The organism is Kitasatospora sp. NPDC022856 (genome assembly GCF_055561235.1).
Genome location: NZ_JBVHHE010000075.1, coordinates 1 through 16,227 on the forward strand (window position 1 = coordinate 1; position 16,227 = coordinate 16,227).

The following is a 16,227-nucleotide window of genomic DNA, read 5'->3' on the forward strand; positions in this document are numbered from 1 at the left end:
GGTAAGGATCCCGCCACCCGCCCGAGTTCCGAGGAGGTCGCGCGAGCCCTCGCTGCCGTCGGCGACGGGCAGTCGTACCGCCCGGGCCGCGCCGGGGCCGGCGCCGCTCCTCCTGAGGCCGCCGTGAACGCGGACGGGCCCGTCGTCCTGCCCCTCACCGTCGCGGCCGTCACCACCGCGGCGCCGAAGTCGCGCCGGAAGCGGGCTCCCGGCCTGGTGCGTATCGGGGTGCCGAGTGCGATGGGCGCCCTGGTGCTGGTGGGCGGCCTCGCTCTCCACACGGCCCCGCGGGGCGCGCTCGCCGCGGCTCCCGACACCGCGACCCCGAGTCCCGCGACCTCCACTGCCGACAGTGGCGCCAGGGGACTTCCCGGCACCCTGCCCTCCGCCCCCACCGCCACTGTCACCGTCACGGCATCGGCGACCGCCAGGCCCGCGAGCACCAGCACGGCGAGCAGCAAGCCGTCCACCGCCAAGCCCGCGAGCCCCGCTGCCGTGAACCCTGTCGCCGTCGCCCCCACCGCCGTGCCCCCGGCGGCCACCACGGCTCCCAGCGCCGTGCCGGCCCCTGGCACGCCCCCGGCGGCAGGCATGTGGATCGCCCAGCTAGCGGCGTTTCCCCAGACAGTCCCGGACTACAGACGCGACAGGCAGCTCCTCGCCGTCCAGCAGTACGCCCCCGACGCGAAGATCCTCAACAGCGACGACTGGAGTTCCCTCCAGCCCGGGAACTGGGTGATCTACGTCGGGGGCACCTTTCCGGACGGCTCCGCCGCTGCCACGTTCTGCGCCCGGCTCGGCGCGAGCGACTGCTTCGGCCGCTACCTCAGTCAGGACGCCGCCGACAGCCGCTACCTCTGCCTGCCCCGGGACAGCGCCCGAAGCGCGGCGCGCGACCCCGAGCACTGCCAGCGGCCCTGACCTCACCCGCCGCTGCTCCGGGCGGCGGATCATCGGGACCGCCCTCCACTCGACCGGGCCGGCCGGAGTCGAGCGCTCCTCCGGCCGGCCCGGTGCGCAGGGCCGGTCCCGGTGCGGCCGGTCCCGACCGGGGGCCACTTGGACACCGTCCGTCCGTACCGTGGAACACCACGGCGCCCACGTCCTCAGAAGCTCGGTTGTGCTCCGCCGAGCCTGGAGCGGTCCGGTCCGGGCCCGGGCCCGGGCCCTCGCCGCGGCGCACGGGCACGTCCCGGGATGCTGACGGTTCGCATCGCTCCCGACCCGGCGACCCCACGAGGAGTACGGAGGCCCGCTGCGGCGGTCCACCGTCGGTGGCCCGGCCCCTCACCGGCGGCTATGTGCGCCGGCAGGTCGGGCGGGTGCCGGCTCCTTCGAGGGCCTGCCTGGTCTGCGGCCCGTACACGGTGTCGTCACGTTCCTCGCCCCGGATGTCGGCTGCGATCTGGAAGGTGGTCAGGAACTCGGCGGTCGCACCGTCGAAGTGGCCCTGTAGCCAGGGCACGTTGAGCCGTGCGCAGCCCGCTTGCACCAGCAGGTCCTGCAGCCGCGTCACATCCGGGCCCTGGTCCCCGCGGCTCAGCTGGCGCGGAGTCAGGGTGGGGGAGGCACTGGTGGGAGTCGTGGTGGGGGTCGCCGTCGAGGGTGGTGCGGGGGACGGGACCGGGGGCGGCGGACCGGCGGAAGGGGCCGCAGGCGGCGAGGTCTGGAAAGGGCTCGCGGGCGGCGGGGCGGTAGGCGGGACTGCGGGCGGCGGTGCGGACTGGAGGGCGCCCGGGGGCGCCGAGGACGGCGAGGCAGAACCGGTCGGGGACGGTCGGCTCGTCGTGGTCTCCGGCGCCGGTGCGGTTGGACTCGGCAGCTCGGTCGGGGGCTGGGGTGAAGGGCTGGAAGGGTCCGGTGCGGTGGCTTTCGCTACGTCGGGTATGGCCGAGGCGGTGTGGTCTGCCGGATGTGGTGCCAGGGCCAGCCCGAGCGCCACGACCGCGGTGCCGACACCGGCTGTCACCAGGACCACCTGGCGGCGTACCCGCGCGGGGGGACGTCCTGCGGTGGCGGGCCGGGCCCTCGGCCGATCGGTGAGATCGGCGTGGGGCCGGACCGCGCTGCCCGCCGCCGTGGACTTGGGGGACGCGGGTTGCACGGGGCCGGTGGTAGGTGGGTCGAAACGGACGAGGAGGCGGCTGGTGAGGCGATGGGCGTCCCAGCAGTGGATCGCTCGGAGGTCGTCCAGAGCGCGGGCGCACCGAGGACAGCGGGTCAGATGGCGGGTCAGGTAGGTGGTGGCCGTGCCGCCGTGGCGGGCCTCGTCCGCCATGGTGGCCGCCAGGTGGCGGCAGCGGCGGTCCGGGACGGTCGCGACGTGCAGGCGTGCGTATGCGTGGGCGAGTGCCTGCCGGGCCGGGGCGGAAGGGGCGTCGGAGCCGGGGGAGGCGGCGAGGCCTCGCCACAGTTCCGCCTCCCAGGGCTCGGCGAGCGTCTCGATCGACTGAAGGAGGGGGTTCCGCTCCTCGGCGGCGGCCAGTCCGGCCAGCCGGCTGTCATGCGGTCCGGCCTGTTGGTCCAGCCAGTGCAGGAAGCCGGGTGCGAGGGTGTCGCGCTGCCCGGTGTCCGCTCTGCGCGCGGCCAGGTAGCGTGCCTCTCGGAGGAGACCGGTGACCCAGGGGAGGGTCGGAGGTGCCCCCTGGTGGCAGGCGTCGAGTGTTCTGGCGAGCGCCTCGGCCGAGAGTTCCCGCGCGCCGTGCGTCGTGGTGATCATCCCCTGCACACAGGCAAGGATGACATCGCCGTGTCGACGAGTCAGCTCCTCTACGGCGTCGGGTGCTTGCTCTCCGGACGACAGTAACGTGTGGAGCTGGGCGTCGGTGAGGGTGACGACGGGTGGCATGCGGGTCCTCGTGGGCGTGGTGTGGGGGAGGGTGGCAGGCTGTGCCGCGGTGTCGGTCGACGGGGGCTGACGGCTTCCGGTCGCGCGGTGGCTCTCGGGCAACCCCGGCGCGACGTTGTTCAACGCAGAAGAGGCGCCGGGCGAGCCCCGCATCCCGTCCCGTTGCCCGACCGTTATCGGGTGGAAGCCTGACCCGGGTGCGTCCCGCGTAGCCGGCCGTCTACAGCACCGCGGACGGGGACTTCTGGGCCCAGCAGCCCCTCGCCGTGACGGATGGCTCGCCCCACGGTGTGGGTAAGCGTTCGCATTGATGGCGGGAACTGATCCTGGTGTCGCGTCAGGCAACGCTCTACCGGGACAGCCTGCGCAACAGCCATCCGGCAGGCCGTGCCCGCCGCGCCGGGACGCCGTGTCACCTGTACCCCGAGCTGTCCGCGGCCTGATGCTGTCCAGACGAGGCGTGGGAGTTCAGCGGACTGTACTCGCCGATCGGCGGGTACAGACACTGGGGGCTTCTCGTCGGTCAGCTCGGCGAACCACCCCGGGCCCGGGCCCGCTCCTCCGAGCACGGCCGCCCGGTGGCGGTCCCGTCGCCCGATTCGAGGCCCGGCAACTGCATGGTGCGCGACGGCGGAAAGCTGGCCGGTTCACGTCCGAGGTGGCGGGCGGAGGCGGCGTTCCGGCACGGGAGCCACGCCCAGGCCGGTCAGCAGTCGCATTCGTCGCCGCAGCATTCGCAGCCGTCCCCGCAGTAGTCGCAGGTGTCGCAGCAGTCCTAACGGGCGCACCACGACTGGCGGTGCTCACGGCTGTGAGTGATGGCCGTGTGCGGGGACTCGGCGGCCGCCTGCTGCACCGCTGGCTCGACCCGCTCGGCGTGGACGGGGCCTGTGCGGACCGGGTCCGGGCCCGGCTGGAACGGGTGGAGTCCATCCTCGAACGGCGGGGGCAGGATGCCGCCGCGTTGCTCGGGCACCAGCAGCGGCAGATCGGCCGGATGTGCCGGGAGAACGGCTATCGGCGGGTGCGCCCGGTGGTGAGCGGCGGGTGGCCGGAGTCGAACCGTACGACGTTCTGAGACTCCCGAATGGCATGTCCGCGGCCGAAAGATTACAGGTCACAGGACCTTTCCCTGGCCGCAGGGACGGGTCTAGCATTCCCGGCACGGTGGCCCCACCACGCGCAGCACCGGGCTGCCGAGCAGGTCGGCGGCGTCTCCAGAGGTGGCCGGCGCCTCCCACGGCCGGAGCCCAGGGCATCCCCGCCCCAGGGCTTCGGCCGCGCTGCGGATCGGCCCACACCTGTGAACAGCGGAGCCCGTCGTGTCCGCGACTGCCGCTCGCGGGCTGGCGGAAGCTGGGCGATCCGGTTGATCGGCTCCCGCGCAGTGCGGACGATCGAGGGAGGATCTGTGCTCGGACGTCGGACTCGGACGATACCGGACGTGTTCGAAACGCCACGGAGTGGGATGGAGGAGGTTCGACCGAAAGGTCGTGCGGGTACGTATCGACTACTCGACTCCTATCCGAGGGGGTGGCCATGGCCACTCTGATCGCCTTGTTCGCGGGCCTCGCCGTGATCGTGACCGGCCTCGCGGTCCACCTGCACCGGCGGCCCCACAACCGGACCGAGACCATCGAAGGGCTGCTGGCCGAGCAGGAGCTCAGGGCCCGGCTGCAGGCGGCCCGCTCCGCCTACAGCTCGATCGCCATGCACAGCACCCACGGCCTGACCGTCGACGACCTGGAGAGGCACCGCAGATAGGGACCCGCCTCCGACGGCGGCACCGGGCACCGGGCCTTCGACCCGCCGCCCTGTGACGCGGTGGATGCCGCCCGGCACCCGACGCCCACGAGCAGGAGAAGGACAGATCCGAACCGCACCACCTGCCGGCACCGGCCGCCGTGTCCGCCGGTGCCGTGCCGGGCGGCAACCAGACAGCCGCAGGATCCGTGTGACCTTGTGCCGAAGCCCTGCTGCTCCCGACCCGTTGTCCGTGGCCGCCGGGCCTCGGCTCTGCCCGCCGAGGCCGGGCGACGCCACCGCCGAACCTCGCGGGCCGGCTCGCCGCCTACTGGCTTACCCCCCCCGGGGGCCCCGGCTGCCTGCTCCACGACCTGTCACCGGACCGCCCGGCCACCTGGACCGCCGGTCCAGCCGGAGACGTGGTCATCAAGGGCCCGCGCCCACCTTGATTCCCACCCCGGAATGCCTTGGTGGTGCAGGTCAGAGCCACAATCCGGCTCCTGGATCGGCTACTCGACCGGGCGGCGGCCGCCGGTCCTCAAGGTGCCCGGCCGATACCTTGACGACCAGCCGCCGGATCCGTGACGCCCCATCAAGGAATCGCCATCCGCGCAGGTCACAGCGTGCCCTTGCCCGAAGTCGGGTCGGGCCGGCTGCACCGGCCCCGGCCGGGCGGCCAGGCTGCCCCGGTGACCACCACCAGCCATGCCGCCTTCCGCCAGGCCGAGTTCACCCTTTCGCTGCGCACCGCCGTGCTTCCGGGACCCTGTCTGTCGGTGACGACAACACGACCTCGCCCGGGCCGTCACGTTGACCAACGGCCGAGGCCGTGGCTCGGGTGGGCGGTCAGGTGCGCAGTTGTTGCCACCACCAGGCGATCGTGGGGTAGGGCAGGGGCTCGGTACTGGGGTCGCTGGGGTGGTCGGTGAGGGTCAGCGGGATGGGGGCGGGGTTGGGCGGGGGGAGTTCGCTGCGGGAGGTCACGGCGGTGTAGCGGGGGGAGTGCGCGCCCCAGTCGAGATTGGAGCGGATCGCGTAGGCGAGGTCCGCGACGTAGGCCCTTGCGGGGGCGCTCAGGGTGGGCAGTTCCTGATCGCGCAGCTTCAGGAAGAGTGTCATCAGGCGGTCCCGCAGGGCCACGGCCTGGTGGACGGCCTGCTCGGGCGTGCAGTCGTTCAGCCGCGCGACCAGCATCACGATGTTGAGGTGGGTCTTGTCGATGAGTAGCTCGCGGTTGTACGAGAGGAGGTCGTTGTCGAGGGCCATGAGCAGGAAGGACGATTCCTGGAGTGCCCGCATGGCGGGTGAGTGCAAGTCGGCGTTGGGGATCTCCTGCCCGTTGGTGATCTCCGACCAGCACAGGCTGGCGGCGCCGCCGGCGTTCAGCATCCGCTGGTGCACGAACTCGTCCAGGCCGGAGAGGGCGGGGCTGGCCATTCCCCACAGGATGGCGTGGAACCACTTGCGGTGGGCGTCGACGAACCGGTTGAGCTGGGCCGGGGTGGCGACGGCCTGGACCGAGGACATGAGTGACTGCAGGGCGGCGATGGGGCCGGTCTGATCGGCCGCCGGTTCGGTGGCCGGCGATTCCATGACGCGGAGCAGGCGGCTGGTGAGGCCGATCGCCGTGGCGAGCTTGTCGGGGGTGACGGCGGTTTCCATGCGGACGTCGTCGACGTAGAAGATCCAGTGCAGCCATCGGGCGGTGAGCTCGACGCGGTCGGTGATCCCGTCGGGGTAGATGCGGGCCATCGCCTCCGCGTACTTTCGGGCGATGACCCAGGACCGGTCGATGTCGCTGGTGTAGAGGCGGTAGCGGTCGAGCCAGATCCGGGAATCGCGGTCGATGCTGTCGTACTCGGGGTGGAGGGCCGCGTCGATGGGGCAGTACAGCGGCGGCAGTTCAAGCATCCGGGGGGTGGTCGTGTCCGTGATCGTGTCCATGGCGTGCTCCGTCGTGGTGCGGGGTGATGAGGGCGGCGCGTTCGGCGGGCGCGGGCGGCGCTCGGAGAGGGTGGGTGGCGGTCTGGGCCGCGGCCTACGGCGCATGGGGCGGTTCCTTCGTCAGGACGCGCGGGTGGTCGCCGAGGTGGCGAGCCGGTGCAGTGCCGTGGTGGCGGCCGGCCGCAGGGTGGCGCCCTCCAGTGCCCGTCGGGCGGCGTGGAGTCGGTCGGTGATCATCTGTTCGACGGTGGCCGCCGCCCCGGTGGCGACCAGTACCGTCCGCAGCGCATCGGCCGCGTCCTGGTCGAGGAAGGGGTCGCCCAGGAAGTCGTTCAGGGTGCGTCGTTGGGTGGGGGTCGCCCGGTCGAGTGCGGTGGCGAGCAGTACGGTGTGCTTGCCCTCGCGCAGGTCGTCCAGGGTGGACTTGCCGGTCTGTTCGGGGTCGCCGAAGACGCCGAGGAGGTCGTCGCGCAGTTGGAACGCCTCACCGAGCGGGATCGCGTAGGCGGACAGGGAGCGCAACTGGGCGGAGTCGGCGGCGGCCGGGGCGGCGCCCAGGTGCAGGGGGCGCTCGATGGTGTACTTCGCCGTCTTGTAGCGGATGATGCGCCACGCCGTCTCCACCCCGGCCGTACGGTCCCCCGCAGCCGTCAGGTCCAGGTACTGGCCGACCAGGGTCTCGGTGCGCAACGCGTTCAGCAGCCTCCAGGCCCGGCGCAGACGGGTGGGAGGGACCTCGTCGGCGTGCAGGAGCTCGTAGGACCAGCCGAGGGCGAGGTCGCCCAGCAGGATCGCGGTGTTCACCCCGAGGGCGTCCGCGTCCGAACGCCGCCGGTGGCGGGCGGCCAGGGCGCGGTGGGCGGTGGGTCGGCCGCGGCGGGCGTCGGAGTTGTCCATGATGTCGTCGTGGATGAGGGCGAAGGCGTGGAACAGTTCCAGGGAGGCGGCCACCCGCAGGAGCGCGGGCGGCGGTGCCTGGTCGGTGATCGCGGCCCAGCCGGTGACACACAGCAGGGGGCGGATGCGTTTGCCGCCGGCGGCGAGCATGGTCCGGAGCTGGCCGGTGAACAGGGTGATCTCCGGGAGCTCGGGGGCCGTCCGCTCCTGTTCGTCGAGGAAGGCGTACAGCACCGCGTCGACGGCCGCGCGGATGCCGTCCGGGTCCAGCGGGGCGCAGGGGGGCGCGGTCAGGGCGGTCACGGGGTACCGCCCTCGGTGGCGGCGGGGCCGGTGACCTTGAGGGCCTCTTCGAGGAGCGCGTCGACGATCTGTGCCTCGGGCACCGTTCTGACGACTTCGCCGTGGATGAAGATCTGGCCCTTCCCGTTGCCGCAGGAGACGCCGAGGTCGGCTTCGCGGGCCTCGCCGGGACCGTTGACGACGCAACCCATGACGGCGACGCGCAGGGGGTGGGGGAAGCCGTCGAACGCGGCCTGGACCTTGGCGGTGAGCCGGTAGACGTCGACCTGGGCCCGCCCGCAGGACGGGCAGGAGACGATCTCCAGCTGGCGCGGGCGCAGGCCGAGGGACTGCAGGATCTGGATGCCGGCCTTGACCTCCTCGACGGGCGGCGCGGTCAGGGAGACGCGGATGGTGTCGCCGATGCCCTCGTGCAGCAGGATCGCGAACGCGGTGGCGGACTTGACGGTGCCCTGCGGCGGCGGCCCGGCCTCGGTCACTCCCAGGTGGAGGGGGTAGTCGCACCGGGCGGCGAGCTGCCGGTACGCGGCGATCATCGTCAGGGGGTCGTGGTGCTTCACGCTGATCTTGAGGTCGGTGAAGCCGTGGTCCTCGAACAGCGCGCACTCCCACAGCGCCGACTGCACCAGGGCTTCCGGGGTGGCCGCGCCGTGCCTGGCCAGCAGCCGTTGGTCGAGGGAGCCGGCGTTGACGCCGATGCGGATCGGTGTCCCGGCGGCTGAGGCGGCGGCGGCGATCTCGCGGACCTTGTCGTCGAACTTCATGATGTTGCCCGGGTTGACCCGGACCGCCGCGCAGCCGGCGTCGATCGCCTGGAAGACGTACTTGGGCTGGAAGTGGATGTCGGCGATCACCGGGATCCGCGACTTCGCGGCGATCTGCGCGAGGGCGTCGGCGTCGTCCTGGGAGGGCACGGCGACCCGGACGATGTCGCAGCCTGCGGCGGTGAGTTCGGCGATCTGACGCAAGGTGGCGTCGATGTCCGCGGTGGGGGTGGTGGTCATGGACTGGACGGTGACCGGTGCGCCACCTCCGACGAGGACGTCACCGACCCGCACCTGACGGGTGGGGCGGTGGAGCGCCGGGGCGGGTGCGGGCGGGGCGGCGGTGGGCTGGGGCAGGTCGACGGCGGTCATACCGTACTCCCGTGGAAGAAGAGGTCGGGCCGGTTGGGTCTGCCGGCCCGGGCGCGCGGCGGTCGGTCTCACCGACGGCGGTCGTCCGGGCCGGACCCAGTCGAGTCGTATACCAAGGGTCGGCTTGTCGACGGATCTTCGGAAGGGGGCGCGGGGCCAATTCCGACGTGAACGTTCGTCGACGATGTACGCCGTCGGCGCATGGTTCGTTCGTACGCCTATGAGGTGCGCGCGCTCCGGCACTCGGCCGACCGCGTGCGATTCCTGCGTGCTTCCGCGCGCCCCGCCCGTCGGGACGGTCGCGGGCCCTTGGCGGTGTGCGGCCGAAGGGCAGGGGAATCCTCTTCGCCAGATCCGTCGTTCACGGCGAGACCGATCCGAAGGAGCAACTTCCTATGAGGAAACACTGGCCGCGTCGCGGCATCATCAAATTCGCCGGTGCCGTGATGGACGGTCTCAAGGACGGTGCCTACGGTCTCCTCGACTGCGCGGCACAGGTGGAGGGCAAAATCCGGGAGGTGGTCATCGACGTCCTGGACGACGATGACCACGAGAAGGGCACGGGCATCGCCGACGCCCGTGAGACCCCCCGGGGCGACGCGGGCCGGGCGGAGGAACTGCGTCGGCTGGCAGCGGAGTTGGCCGCGCTTAAGGAGAAGATCGGCCAACTGGTCGAGGCCCCACCGCCCGCGCCGGCGCCAGACCGGTCCCCGATGGGACGTGCGTGACCGTGCCTCCCGATGAGGGTGCGGAGGTGGAGCGCCTCCTCGTCCGGACGGGGGGCGGGCGGCTGCTCGACGCGCGCACACGTCGACCGGTCACCTTGGAGGTGCTGGCCGGCGAGGTGCGGCGGGGACGTTGCTTCCGGGTCAGGGAAGGCGAGAGCGGAGTCGAGTGCACCTACCGGGTCCTCGCCGAGGTGCTCCTCACGGCCCTCGCCCCGGCCGGGCTCGGGCATGCCTGGCCGCCCGGCCGGCCGCCGGGCCCGGTGAGGCCCCTGCCGGATGCGACCCGTGACGGCTTGCCTCCCGGCTGGGACCTGTAGGCGAAAGTTCGCGGCGGGGCACCCCGCCGCGCTGGCGGGGGCCGATGATGTCGGCCCGTCCACGACGGGCGGGGGTTCCCCGGTACCGGCGTGCGTGACTGTCCTTGGAGGCCGTGTGTCCGCTCGCGCCCGGTACGTGGCCGGCGTGCTGGGCCGTCTGCTCGTTGAAGAGGTGCGCCGGTCCGGGCGCGGAGGCGTTACCGAAACCGGGGAGGAGGGGCGGGAGCGCGCGCGGGTGGTGCGGGAGGCACTGCAGTCCCTCGGGCCGTTCTACGTCAAGGTCGGACAGATGCTCTCCACCCGCCCCGACTTCGTGCCCCCGGCGATGATCGCGGAGTTAGGGCAGCTCCACGACCAGGTCACCCCGGCGCCGTTCCACCTCTTCGAGCCGGTCCTGGCCCAGGATCTCGGGCCGCGCTGGCCACGCCTGTTCCGCGAGATCGACACCGACACACCGCTCGGCGCGGCGTCGCTGGCCCAGGTCTACCGCGCCGTTCTCGCCGACGGCACCGCGGCCGCGGTGAAGATCCAGCGCCCGGGCGTGGAGACGGTCATGGCCCAGGACGTGGCCGTCCTGCGCAAGGTGGCCCGACTGGTCGCCCGGGCCGCCCCCCGGTTCACGACGGTGATCGACCTGCCGGCCATGCTCGCAGTGCTCTTCGACGCCATGGAGGGCGAGAGCGACTTCCGCAAGGAGGCCGCCCACATGCGCATCGCCCTGCGCCTGACCGAGGAGGTCGAGCACCTGACCGTTCCCCTCGTGCTGCTCGACCCCACCCGACGGGTCCTGGTGCAGTCCCTCGCCCCCGGCACGTCGATCCGTGACGCCGACCCCGCCGCGTTCACCACCGAGGAGCGCACCGGTATCGGACGGAACCTGATGGCGTTCATGTTCCGGGGGTTCTTCCTCGAGCGCTACTTCCACGCCGACCCCCACCCCGGGAACGTCTTCGTCGCCCCCGGGCACCCGGCCCACCTGATCGACTGGGGCATGGTCGGCCGCGTCGAGGCCAATGCCAGCAGGAGTCTCGTCCTGGCCCTGCTCAACGTGGCCGCCAACGACGGCACCGGCCTGGCGAAGACCTGGACCGAGATGGGACACCCCACCCCCTGGGCCGACCTGGCGGGCTTCCGCACCGACATCGCCGCCCTCGTACCGAAGGTCACCTCCGCCTCGCTGGAGGAACTCAACTTCGGCGTCACACTCACCGCCGTCCTCACCCACGCCACCCGCCGCGGCATCCAGTCCAGCCCAGTCATCGCCCTCCTCGGAAAGTCCTTCGCCAACCTCGAAGGATCCATCCGCCACCTGTGCCCCGAACTCTCCATCACCGACGTCTTTGCCGAGAACCTGCGCACCATCATGTTCGGCCTCGCCCAGGAAACCCTCTCCGAACAACAAGCCGCCCGCACCGCACTCGAACTCATGATCGCCGCCCCCGGCAGCCTCCAACAAGGACGCGAGATCCTGCGCAACCTCGCGGGCAACGACCTCACCCTGCGCCTCGCGACCAGCGGAGCCAGACCCGGCCGCAACCAGCCCCCGACCACCTCGCAGTACACCCGCGCGGCCCTGATCCTGGCCGCCGCCGTCATCTGGAGCACCCGCAGAAGATGACCCGGGGAGGCGAAGGCCGAGGGGACCGGAGGACGGTCGCCGGGCCGGGCCGCTCCACTGGCCCGGCCCGGCCCGGCCCGGGCCGGCAAGCCGGCCCCGCTGCGGGGGTGCGGGCGGACCTCGCCAGGACCGGCATCCCGATGCACCCGGTCGCCCCGGCGGCCGCGGGGGTGGGCGGCGTCCCAGTCGGCGACCGGGCCCGCCCGGGCCGAGGAGGTCGAGGCGGGCGGGGGCGGCGTCGACCTCTTCCGTGGGGCGCACCGTTCCCCACCCGCCACCGTGGGTCTGCTCGGCCACGAACTGCCCGATGCTGTTGCGCCGTTCGGGACTGGCGGCGGTCCACTGGGAAAGCACCATCGCGCCGCCGGCACCAGGCGGGCGGTGAGGTCCCGGATCAGGCCGGCGAGCCCGACTCCCTCGACGGCTTCACGGCAGGCGTCGACCGGCCCTCGACACCCCACCGCACCCTGACGAGCCGAAGTCGATAACGGATTGGCGAAGCCTCGGGACGGGGCTGCCGTCCGGTGCTCTCCCTTCATGAGTCCCCGACACCGGGCCGGTGTCCCGGACACGCGCCACCGCACCACGGACACGCACCATCCGCACGCCCAAGGAGAACCGTGGGAGAGCCAGATCCCGCTACCGCCCCCGCCGCGGCCCCCGGTGACGGGGGCCGCCTACGGACCACAGCGCACACCGCCGCCGTCCCGAGCCTCGACGGCGAGCAGCCGACGCGGCGTCGAGTGGCGTCGCCACCCCTCGTACAGCGGTCCGGTCCGGGCCCCGACGTCGCCGTGAGCCCGTCCGCGGGGGTGCTCGCCGAGGCCCGGCGGGCAGTCGGCGACGGCGGTCGTCACGCCGACGCATGGGTGTCCTTCCTCGCCGGGATGGAGCGCTGGGCGGCGGTGAGGCAGGCGGCCGTTCCCGGCGAGGAGAGCCGGGCCGCCACCGCCCTCGCGAAGCCGCTCGGAGAACGGCGGCCGGTCGAACCGTCCGCCGTGTACACCCACAAGGAGGCCACCGTGCTGCGGGCCGTGCTGGCCGCGCCCAAGGCGTGCCGTCGGGCAGTGCTGCAGGCGGTGCTGGACTCGGCCGCGAGTGCGGATCCGCCGCCCTGGGCAGGCCGCACCAGCGAGAACGCCGATCGGGCCGAGGCCTTCCGCAACCGGTTCGACGAGTACCTGTGCGCCAATGTGACGCTGGTTGCCGACCGAACCTGCCCCCGCCTGGTCGAACTCCTGGACGAGGACGGCACCCGACCGCCGGGCCCCGGCCGCTCCACGTCCGCCGCCGGGGGCGACCCGGCCTGCGGCATCTGCGCGGTCGGCCCGGTCGGCCCGGCTCCCGGTGGTGCCGGCGAACCGGGCCTCGCCGGGCGAGTCGTGGTGCTCACCCCCGAGGAGGGCCCGCCCCCGCGAACGGCGCAGGGCCACGAGGGGCCGGGGCGCCCGGGCGGCGTCGGAACCGCCGGTCGCAGACCGCTGCCCCGTCGGGCGGTGTTCTGGGCGGTGGCCGCGGCGACCGCCACCGCCGCCGCCGCGGGCCTTCCCCTCACCCTCCGGGACGTTCCGGCCGGAACAGCCGGACCCACGTCGGACACGGCCGCCCAGGACCTCCCGCCGGCCGACACCCCACGCGCCCCGGAGCCCGCGACCGCGCCGAGTCCACCAGCCGGCCCCTCGCAGGCCGCGACGCCCACCGGCTCGCAGTCGATCTCCGTCCTCCCGTCCCCGGCCGGCCCGGCACACTTCTCACCAGCCACCCGGCCCGCCGCAAAACCGTCCTCGCCGACCGCACACGCTGCGCCCGGGACGCCCACCGTCCCGCCGACGCCGACCGGTCCGACACAGTCCCCACCCGTCGTCCCGTCCGCCGCGGCATCGTCGCTGTCGGCCGCGCCCGGCCGGGGGACCTCGCCCTCGCCGAGCACAGTGCCCAGCTCCGGGCCGTCCGGTCCGCCGTCCGGCCGACCCTCCACCCGGCCGTCCGGCACGACCCCGCCCACCCAGGCCCCGGTGTCGTCGCCCCCGGTGGCGTCCCCGAGTCCCGGTCCCACCGGTACCGCGCACGGTACCGCCGACCCGGCCGGTGTTTCCGGCCCCCCTGCCTCGCCACCACCGGGGCCGTCAGCTTCCCCACGGTGAAAAGGTGTTCGTCCGTCGTCCCACGGCCGGGCCAATGGTTGTTCCAGATGATCAGACCGTTCCTTCCCCCCACACTCACCACAGCGAGGCCCGATCCCTCATGAACCTGACCCCGATACAGCTCTCCTGGACCGCCGCCATCAGCGCGGTCGTGGTGTCCGCGCTTGCCTTGGTGGTGTTCCTGCGCTTCCGGAACCGCAGGGCCGACCGCCCCGGTGAGTCGGCCGATTCCTGGGAGCGCGGCGAGGAGCGGCGCCGGCGCCGCGAGTTGGTCTACGGGATCTCCTCCTACGTGCTGCTCTTCTGCTGCGCGGGCGTGGCGGCCGCACTGTCGTTCCACGGCCTGGTGGGCTTCGGTACGGAGAACCTCGGCCTGTCCAACGGCTGGGAGTACCTGGTGCCGTTCGGCCTGGACGGTGCGGCGATGTTCTGCTCGGTGCTGGCGGTGCGCGAAGCCAGCCACGGTGACGCGGCGCTGGGATCCCGGTTGCTGGTCTGGGTGTTCGCCGTGGCGTCGGCCTGGTTCAACTGGGTCCACGCGCCGCGCGGCACATCCCACGACGGCGCCCCGCAGTTCTTCTCCGGCATGTCCATCTCGGCCGCGATCCTGTTCGACCGGGCGCTCAAGCAGACCCGCAAGGCCGCGCTGCGCGAGCAGGGCCTGGTGCCGCGCCCGCTGCCGCAGATCCGCATCGTGCGCTGGCTGCGCGCGCCCCGCGAGACGTTCGCGGCCTGGTCGTTGATGCTGCTGGAGAACGTCCGCAGCCTGGACGATGCGGTCGAGGAGGTCCGGGAGGAGCGCCAGGCCAAGCAGGACGCCAGGTTGCGGACCCGCAGCGCCGATCGCCGCGAGCGGGCCGAGCTGAAGGCCATCGCCCGCCGCAGCGGACCGTTCTCCCGCGCCAGCGGCAACCGGACCGGCGCACTCACCGTCGCCACCACTTCCGAGGACCGGCAGGACAGTGCGGAACCCGAGCCGGTGGCCGAGCCCGACCGGCCGCGCAGCCTGCCGCGTGCTGCCGCCGTCGGCTCCGCTCTGGAGCTGGCCCGGTCGGCGGTCGACCCAGAGGTCTCTCGGGGCGGCCTCGGCAAGGACGGTCCCGGTCAGGCCGTTGTCGACCTGACCGCCGATGAAGACACCCTGTCACTGCCGAAGCTGGACGCGCTGGAGCGCAAGCTCCGCGCCATGGAGCAGAAGCTCGGCTGAGGCGCTGACATTGCGTGGGGTCACTGCCCTCCACAACAGGAGCACCCCCGGCGGGGTGGCACTCCTTGTCCAGGCGTAGTCGCGCGGCTACCTTCGGTCATGGAATGATCGGTGTGCGGTCCGCGCCGGGCCGATCCCTCAAGGAGGTTGCGCCGTGTCCGAGATCGAGGAGTACGACACCAACGGGACGGAACTGACCGTCACCGTCGTCGGCGGCCCGTCGGACGAGGACGCGGCGGAGGGGCAGGGCGGCGCCGACGACGGCACCCGACCGGAGGTCCGGGCCCGATCCGGCATGATGGACCAGGGCCAGAGCTGACGCGAGGCGGGCCCTTCCCCGCCCCAGGGCAGGACCTGACGTCTGCTCAGGAACGCCGGGCAGCGGGACCCTCCCCGGAGCGTCGGTCCGAGATGTCCCGGCCCGGGCTGAGGAGGATCCGGATGCACCGTCCGATTCCTGTGCCGCGGATGCGCGGACAGGAGGCCTGGTGGGCGACGCCGGGGGCCCACCAGGGCGCCCGGTCAATGCGCTCGGCGGACCGTGCCGGCTCGCGTGTGGAGACCGGGTGTCGCGCCGCGAACGGGCCGGTCAGGGGAGAGGTCGTTCGCGGGCCGGCATGGTCGGCATGGTCGGGGGGCGGTCGCCGGAAGCCGGCGGGTGGTCCCGCCCCACGGGGGTGGCGTGTCGCGCTGGCATCAGGATCCGGGTGCATCCGGCTGCGGTGAGGACTCGGAGCGACAGGCGGATGCGGTACTCGTCGCTGGAGAGGACCCAGGGGCCCGGTATCAGCAGGAGCCGGTGCGTGCCGTCGATCAGGGCGAGGACTAGTTCCTCGAACCGGGGGCGGGCCCGATGGCCCCAGGAGGACGGGCGGGCGCGGTCGAGGTAGAACACCGGGGCGGGCAGGCCCAGGCGGGCGGCGAAGCGTGTCAGTGCCTCTCGGTCCCTGGCGGCCGCCGGGTCCTGCGGGGGACTGCACAGATAGGCGGCGGGCCGCGGCACGGGGGGGAGGTCGGGTGCGCGCATGTACTGGCTCCACGTTCGAGGAGGTGCCCGGTGCCGGGGAGGGGCCGAGCAGTGCGGCTGGGTCGCGTGCTCGAAGGGTCGGCGACGGATGGGGGGAGGGGGTGCGTGTCGGTCGGCCGACGGGACGGCGGTCGCGTGCACGGGCCGTCCCCTGCGGTGCTGCCGGCGGCGTTCGGAGCTGCGCGCAGACGCCCACTCGCCACGAACGCCGCCGGCCTACAGGTACTGCCCGGTGTTGGCGACGGTGTCGATGGAGCGGCCGGACTCGGCGCCCTGCTTGCCGGTGACGAGCGTGCGGATGAAGACGATCCG

Annotated in this window: 12 protein-coding genes; 7 read left to right on the top strand and 5 right to left on the bottom strand. The window is 73.2% G+C overall.

The genetic code is table 11. The features are described 5' to 3' along the window. On the top strand, nt 1-921 hold a 921-nt coding region (locus ACZ34W_RS37190), incomplete at its 5' end, for a serine/threonine-protein kinase (protein ID WP_465610727.1). Nucleotides 922-1,297: 376 nt separating this feature from the next. Here ACZ34W_RS37190 and ACZ34W_RS37195 read toward each other — a convergent pair. Further along, a complete protein-coding gene (locus ACZ34W_RS37195) occupies nt 1,298-1,516 on the bottom strand; it encodes a hypothetical protein (RefSeq protein WP_465610729.1) in 219 nt (72 codons plus the stop codon). A gap of 2,143 nt (nt 1,517-3,659) precedes the next feature. On the opposite strand from ACZ34W_RS37195, the gene ACZ34W_RS37200 reads away from it, so the two are divergent. Continuing rightward, a complete protein-coding gene (locus ACZ34W_RS37200; protein WP_465610731.1) occupies nt 3,660-3,926 on the top strand; it encodes a hypothetical protein in 267 nt (88 codons plus the stop codon). A 461-nt stretch (nt 3,927-4,387) separates the two neighbouring features. After that, complete coding sequence (locus ACZ34W_RS37205; RefSeq protein ID WP_465610733.1) at nt 4,388-4,612, top strand: hypothetical protein; 225 nt, start codon at nt 4,388-4,390, stop codon at nt 4,610-4,612. 828 nt (nt 4,613-5,440) lie between these two features. Here ACZ34W_RS37205 and ACZ34W_RS37210 read toward each other — a convergent pair. From ACZ34W_RS37210 to ispG, 3 genes are all read right to left on the bottom strand, one after another. Continuing rightward, nucleotides 5,441-6,538: a terpene synthase family protein gene (locus tag ACZ34W_RS37210; protein WP_465610735.1), complete on the bottom strand. Its 1,098-nt coding sequence runs from the start codon at nt 6,536-6,538 to the stop codon at nt 5,441-5,443. Between the two features lie 120 nt (nt 6,539-6,658). Then, entirely contained in the window at nt 6,659-7,738 is a 1,080-nt protein-coding gene (locus tag ACZ34W_RS37215) for a polyprenyl synthetase family protein (RefSeq protein ID WP_465610737.1), read from the bottom strand. Then, nucleotides 7,735-8,874: a flavodoxin-dependent (E)-4-hydroxy-3-methylbut-2-enyl-diphosphate synthase gene (gene ispG, locus ACZ34W_RS37220; protein ID WP_465610739.1), complete on the bottom strand. Its 1,140-nt coding sequence runs from the start codon at nt 8,872-8,874 to the stop codon at nt 7,735-7,737. The genes ACZ34W_RS37215 and ispG overlap by 4 nt, the downstream gene beginning before the upstream one ends. A gap of 395 nt (nt 8,875-9,269) precedes the next feature. Here ispG and ACZ34W_RS37225 point away from each other — a divergent pair, with 395 nt between their 5' ends. The 4 genes from ACZ34W_RS37225 to ACZ34W_RS37240 all read left to right on the top strand — a co-directional run bounded on the left by ACZ34W_RS37225 (nt 9,270) and on the right by ACZ34W_RS37240 (nt 15,207). Further along, a complete protein-coding gene (locus ACZ34W_RS37225) occupies nt 9,270-9,602 on the top strand; it encodes a hypothetical protein (RefSeq protein WP_465610741.1) in 333 nt (110 codons plus the stop codon). A 432-nt stretch (nt 9,603-10,034) separates the two neighbouring features. Further along, nucleotides 10,035-11,537 carry an ABC1 kinase family protein gene (locus ACZ34W_RS37230; RefSeq protein WP_465610743.1) on the top strand — a complete coding sequence of 501 codons (1,503 nt, stop codon included), beginning with the start codon at nt 10,035-10,037 and terminating at the stop codon, nt 11,535-11,537. 2,244 nt (nt 11,538-13,781) lie between these two features. Next, nucleotides 13,782-14,888, top strand: a complete 1,107-nt coding sequence (locus ACZ34W_RS37235) for a DUF2637 domain-containing protein (RefSeq protein WP_465610745.1) — start codon at nt 13,782-13,784, stop codon at nt 14,886-14,888. A gap of 154 nt (nt 14,889-15,042) precedes the next feature. Further along, complete coding sequence (locus ACZ34W_RS37240) at nt 15,043-15,207, top strand: hypothetical protein (RefSeq protein WP_465610747.1); 165 nt, start codon at nt 15,043-15,045, stop codon at nt 15,205-15,207. 270 nt (nt 15,208-15,477) lie between these two features. On the opposite strand, the gene ACZ34W_RS37245 is transcribed toward ACZ34W_RS37240, so the two are convergent. Further along, complete coding sequence (locus tag ACZ34W_RS37245; protein ID WP_465610749.1) at nt 15,478-15,915, bottom strand: hypothetical protein; 438 nt, start codon at nt 15,913-15,915, stop codon at nt 15,478-15,480. Nucleotides 15,916-16,227 lie beyond the last annotated feature (312 nt).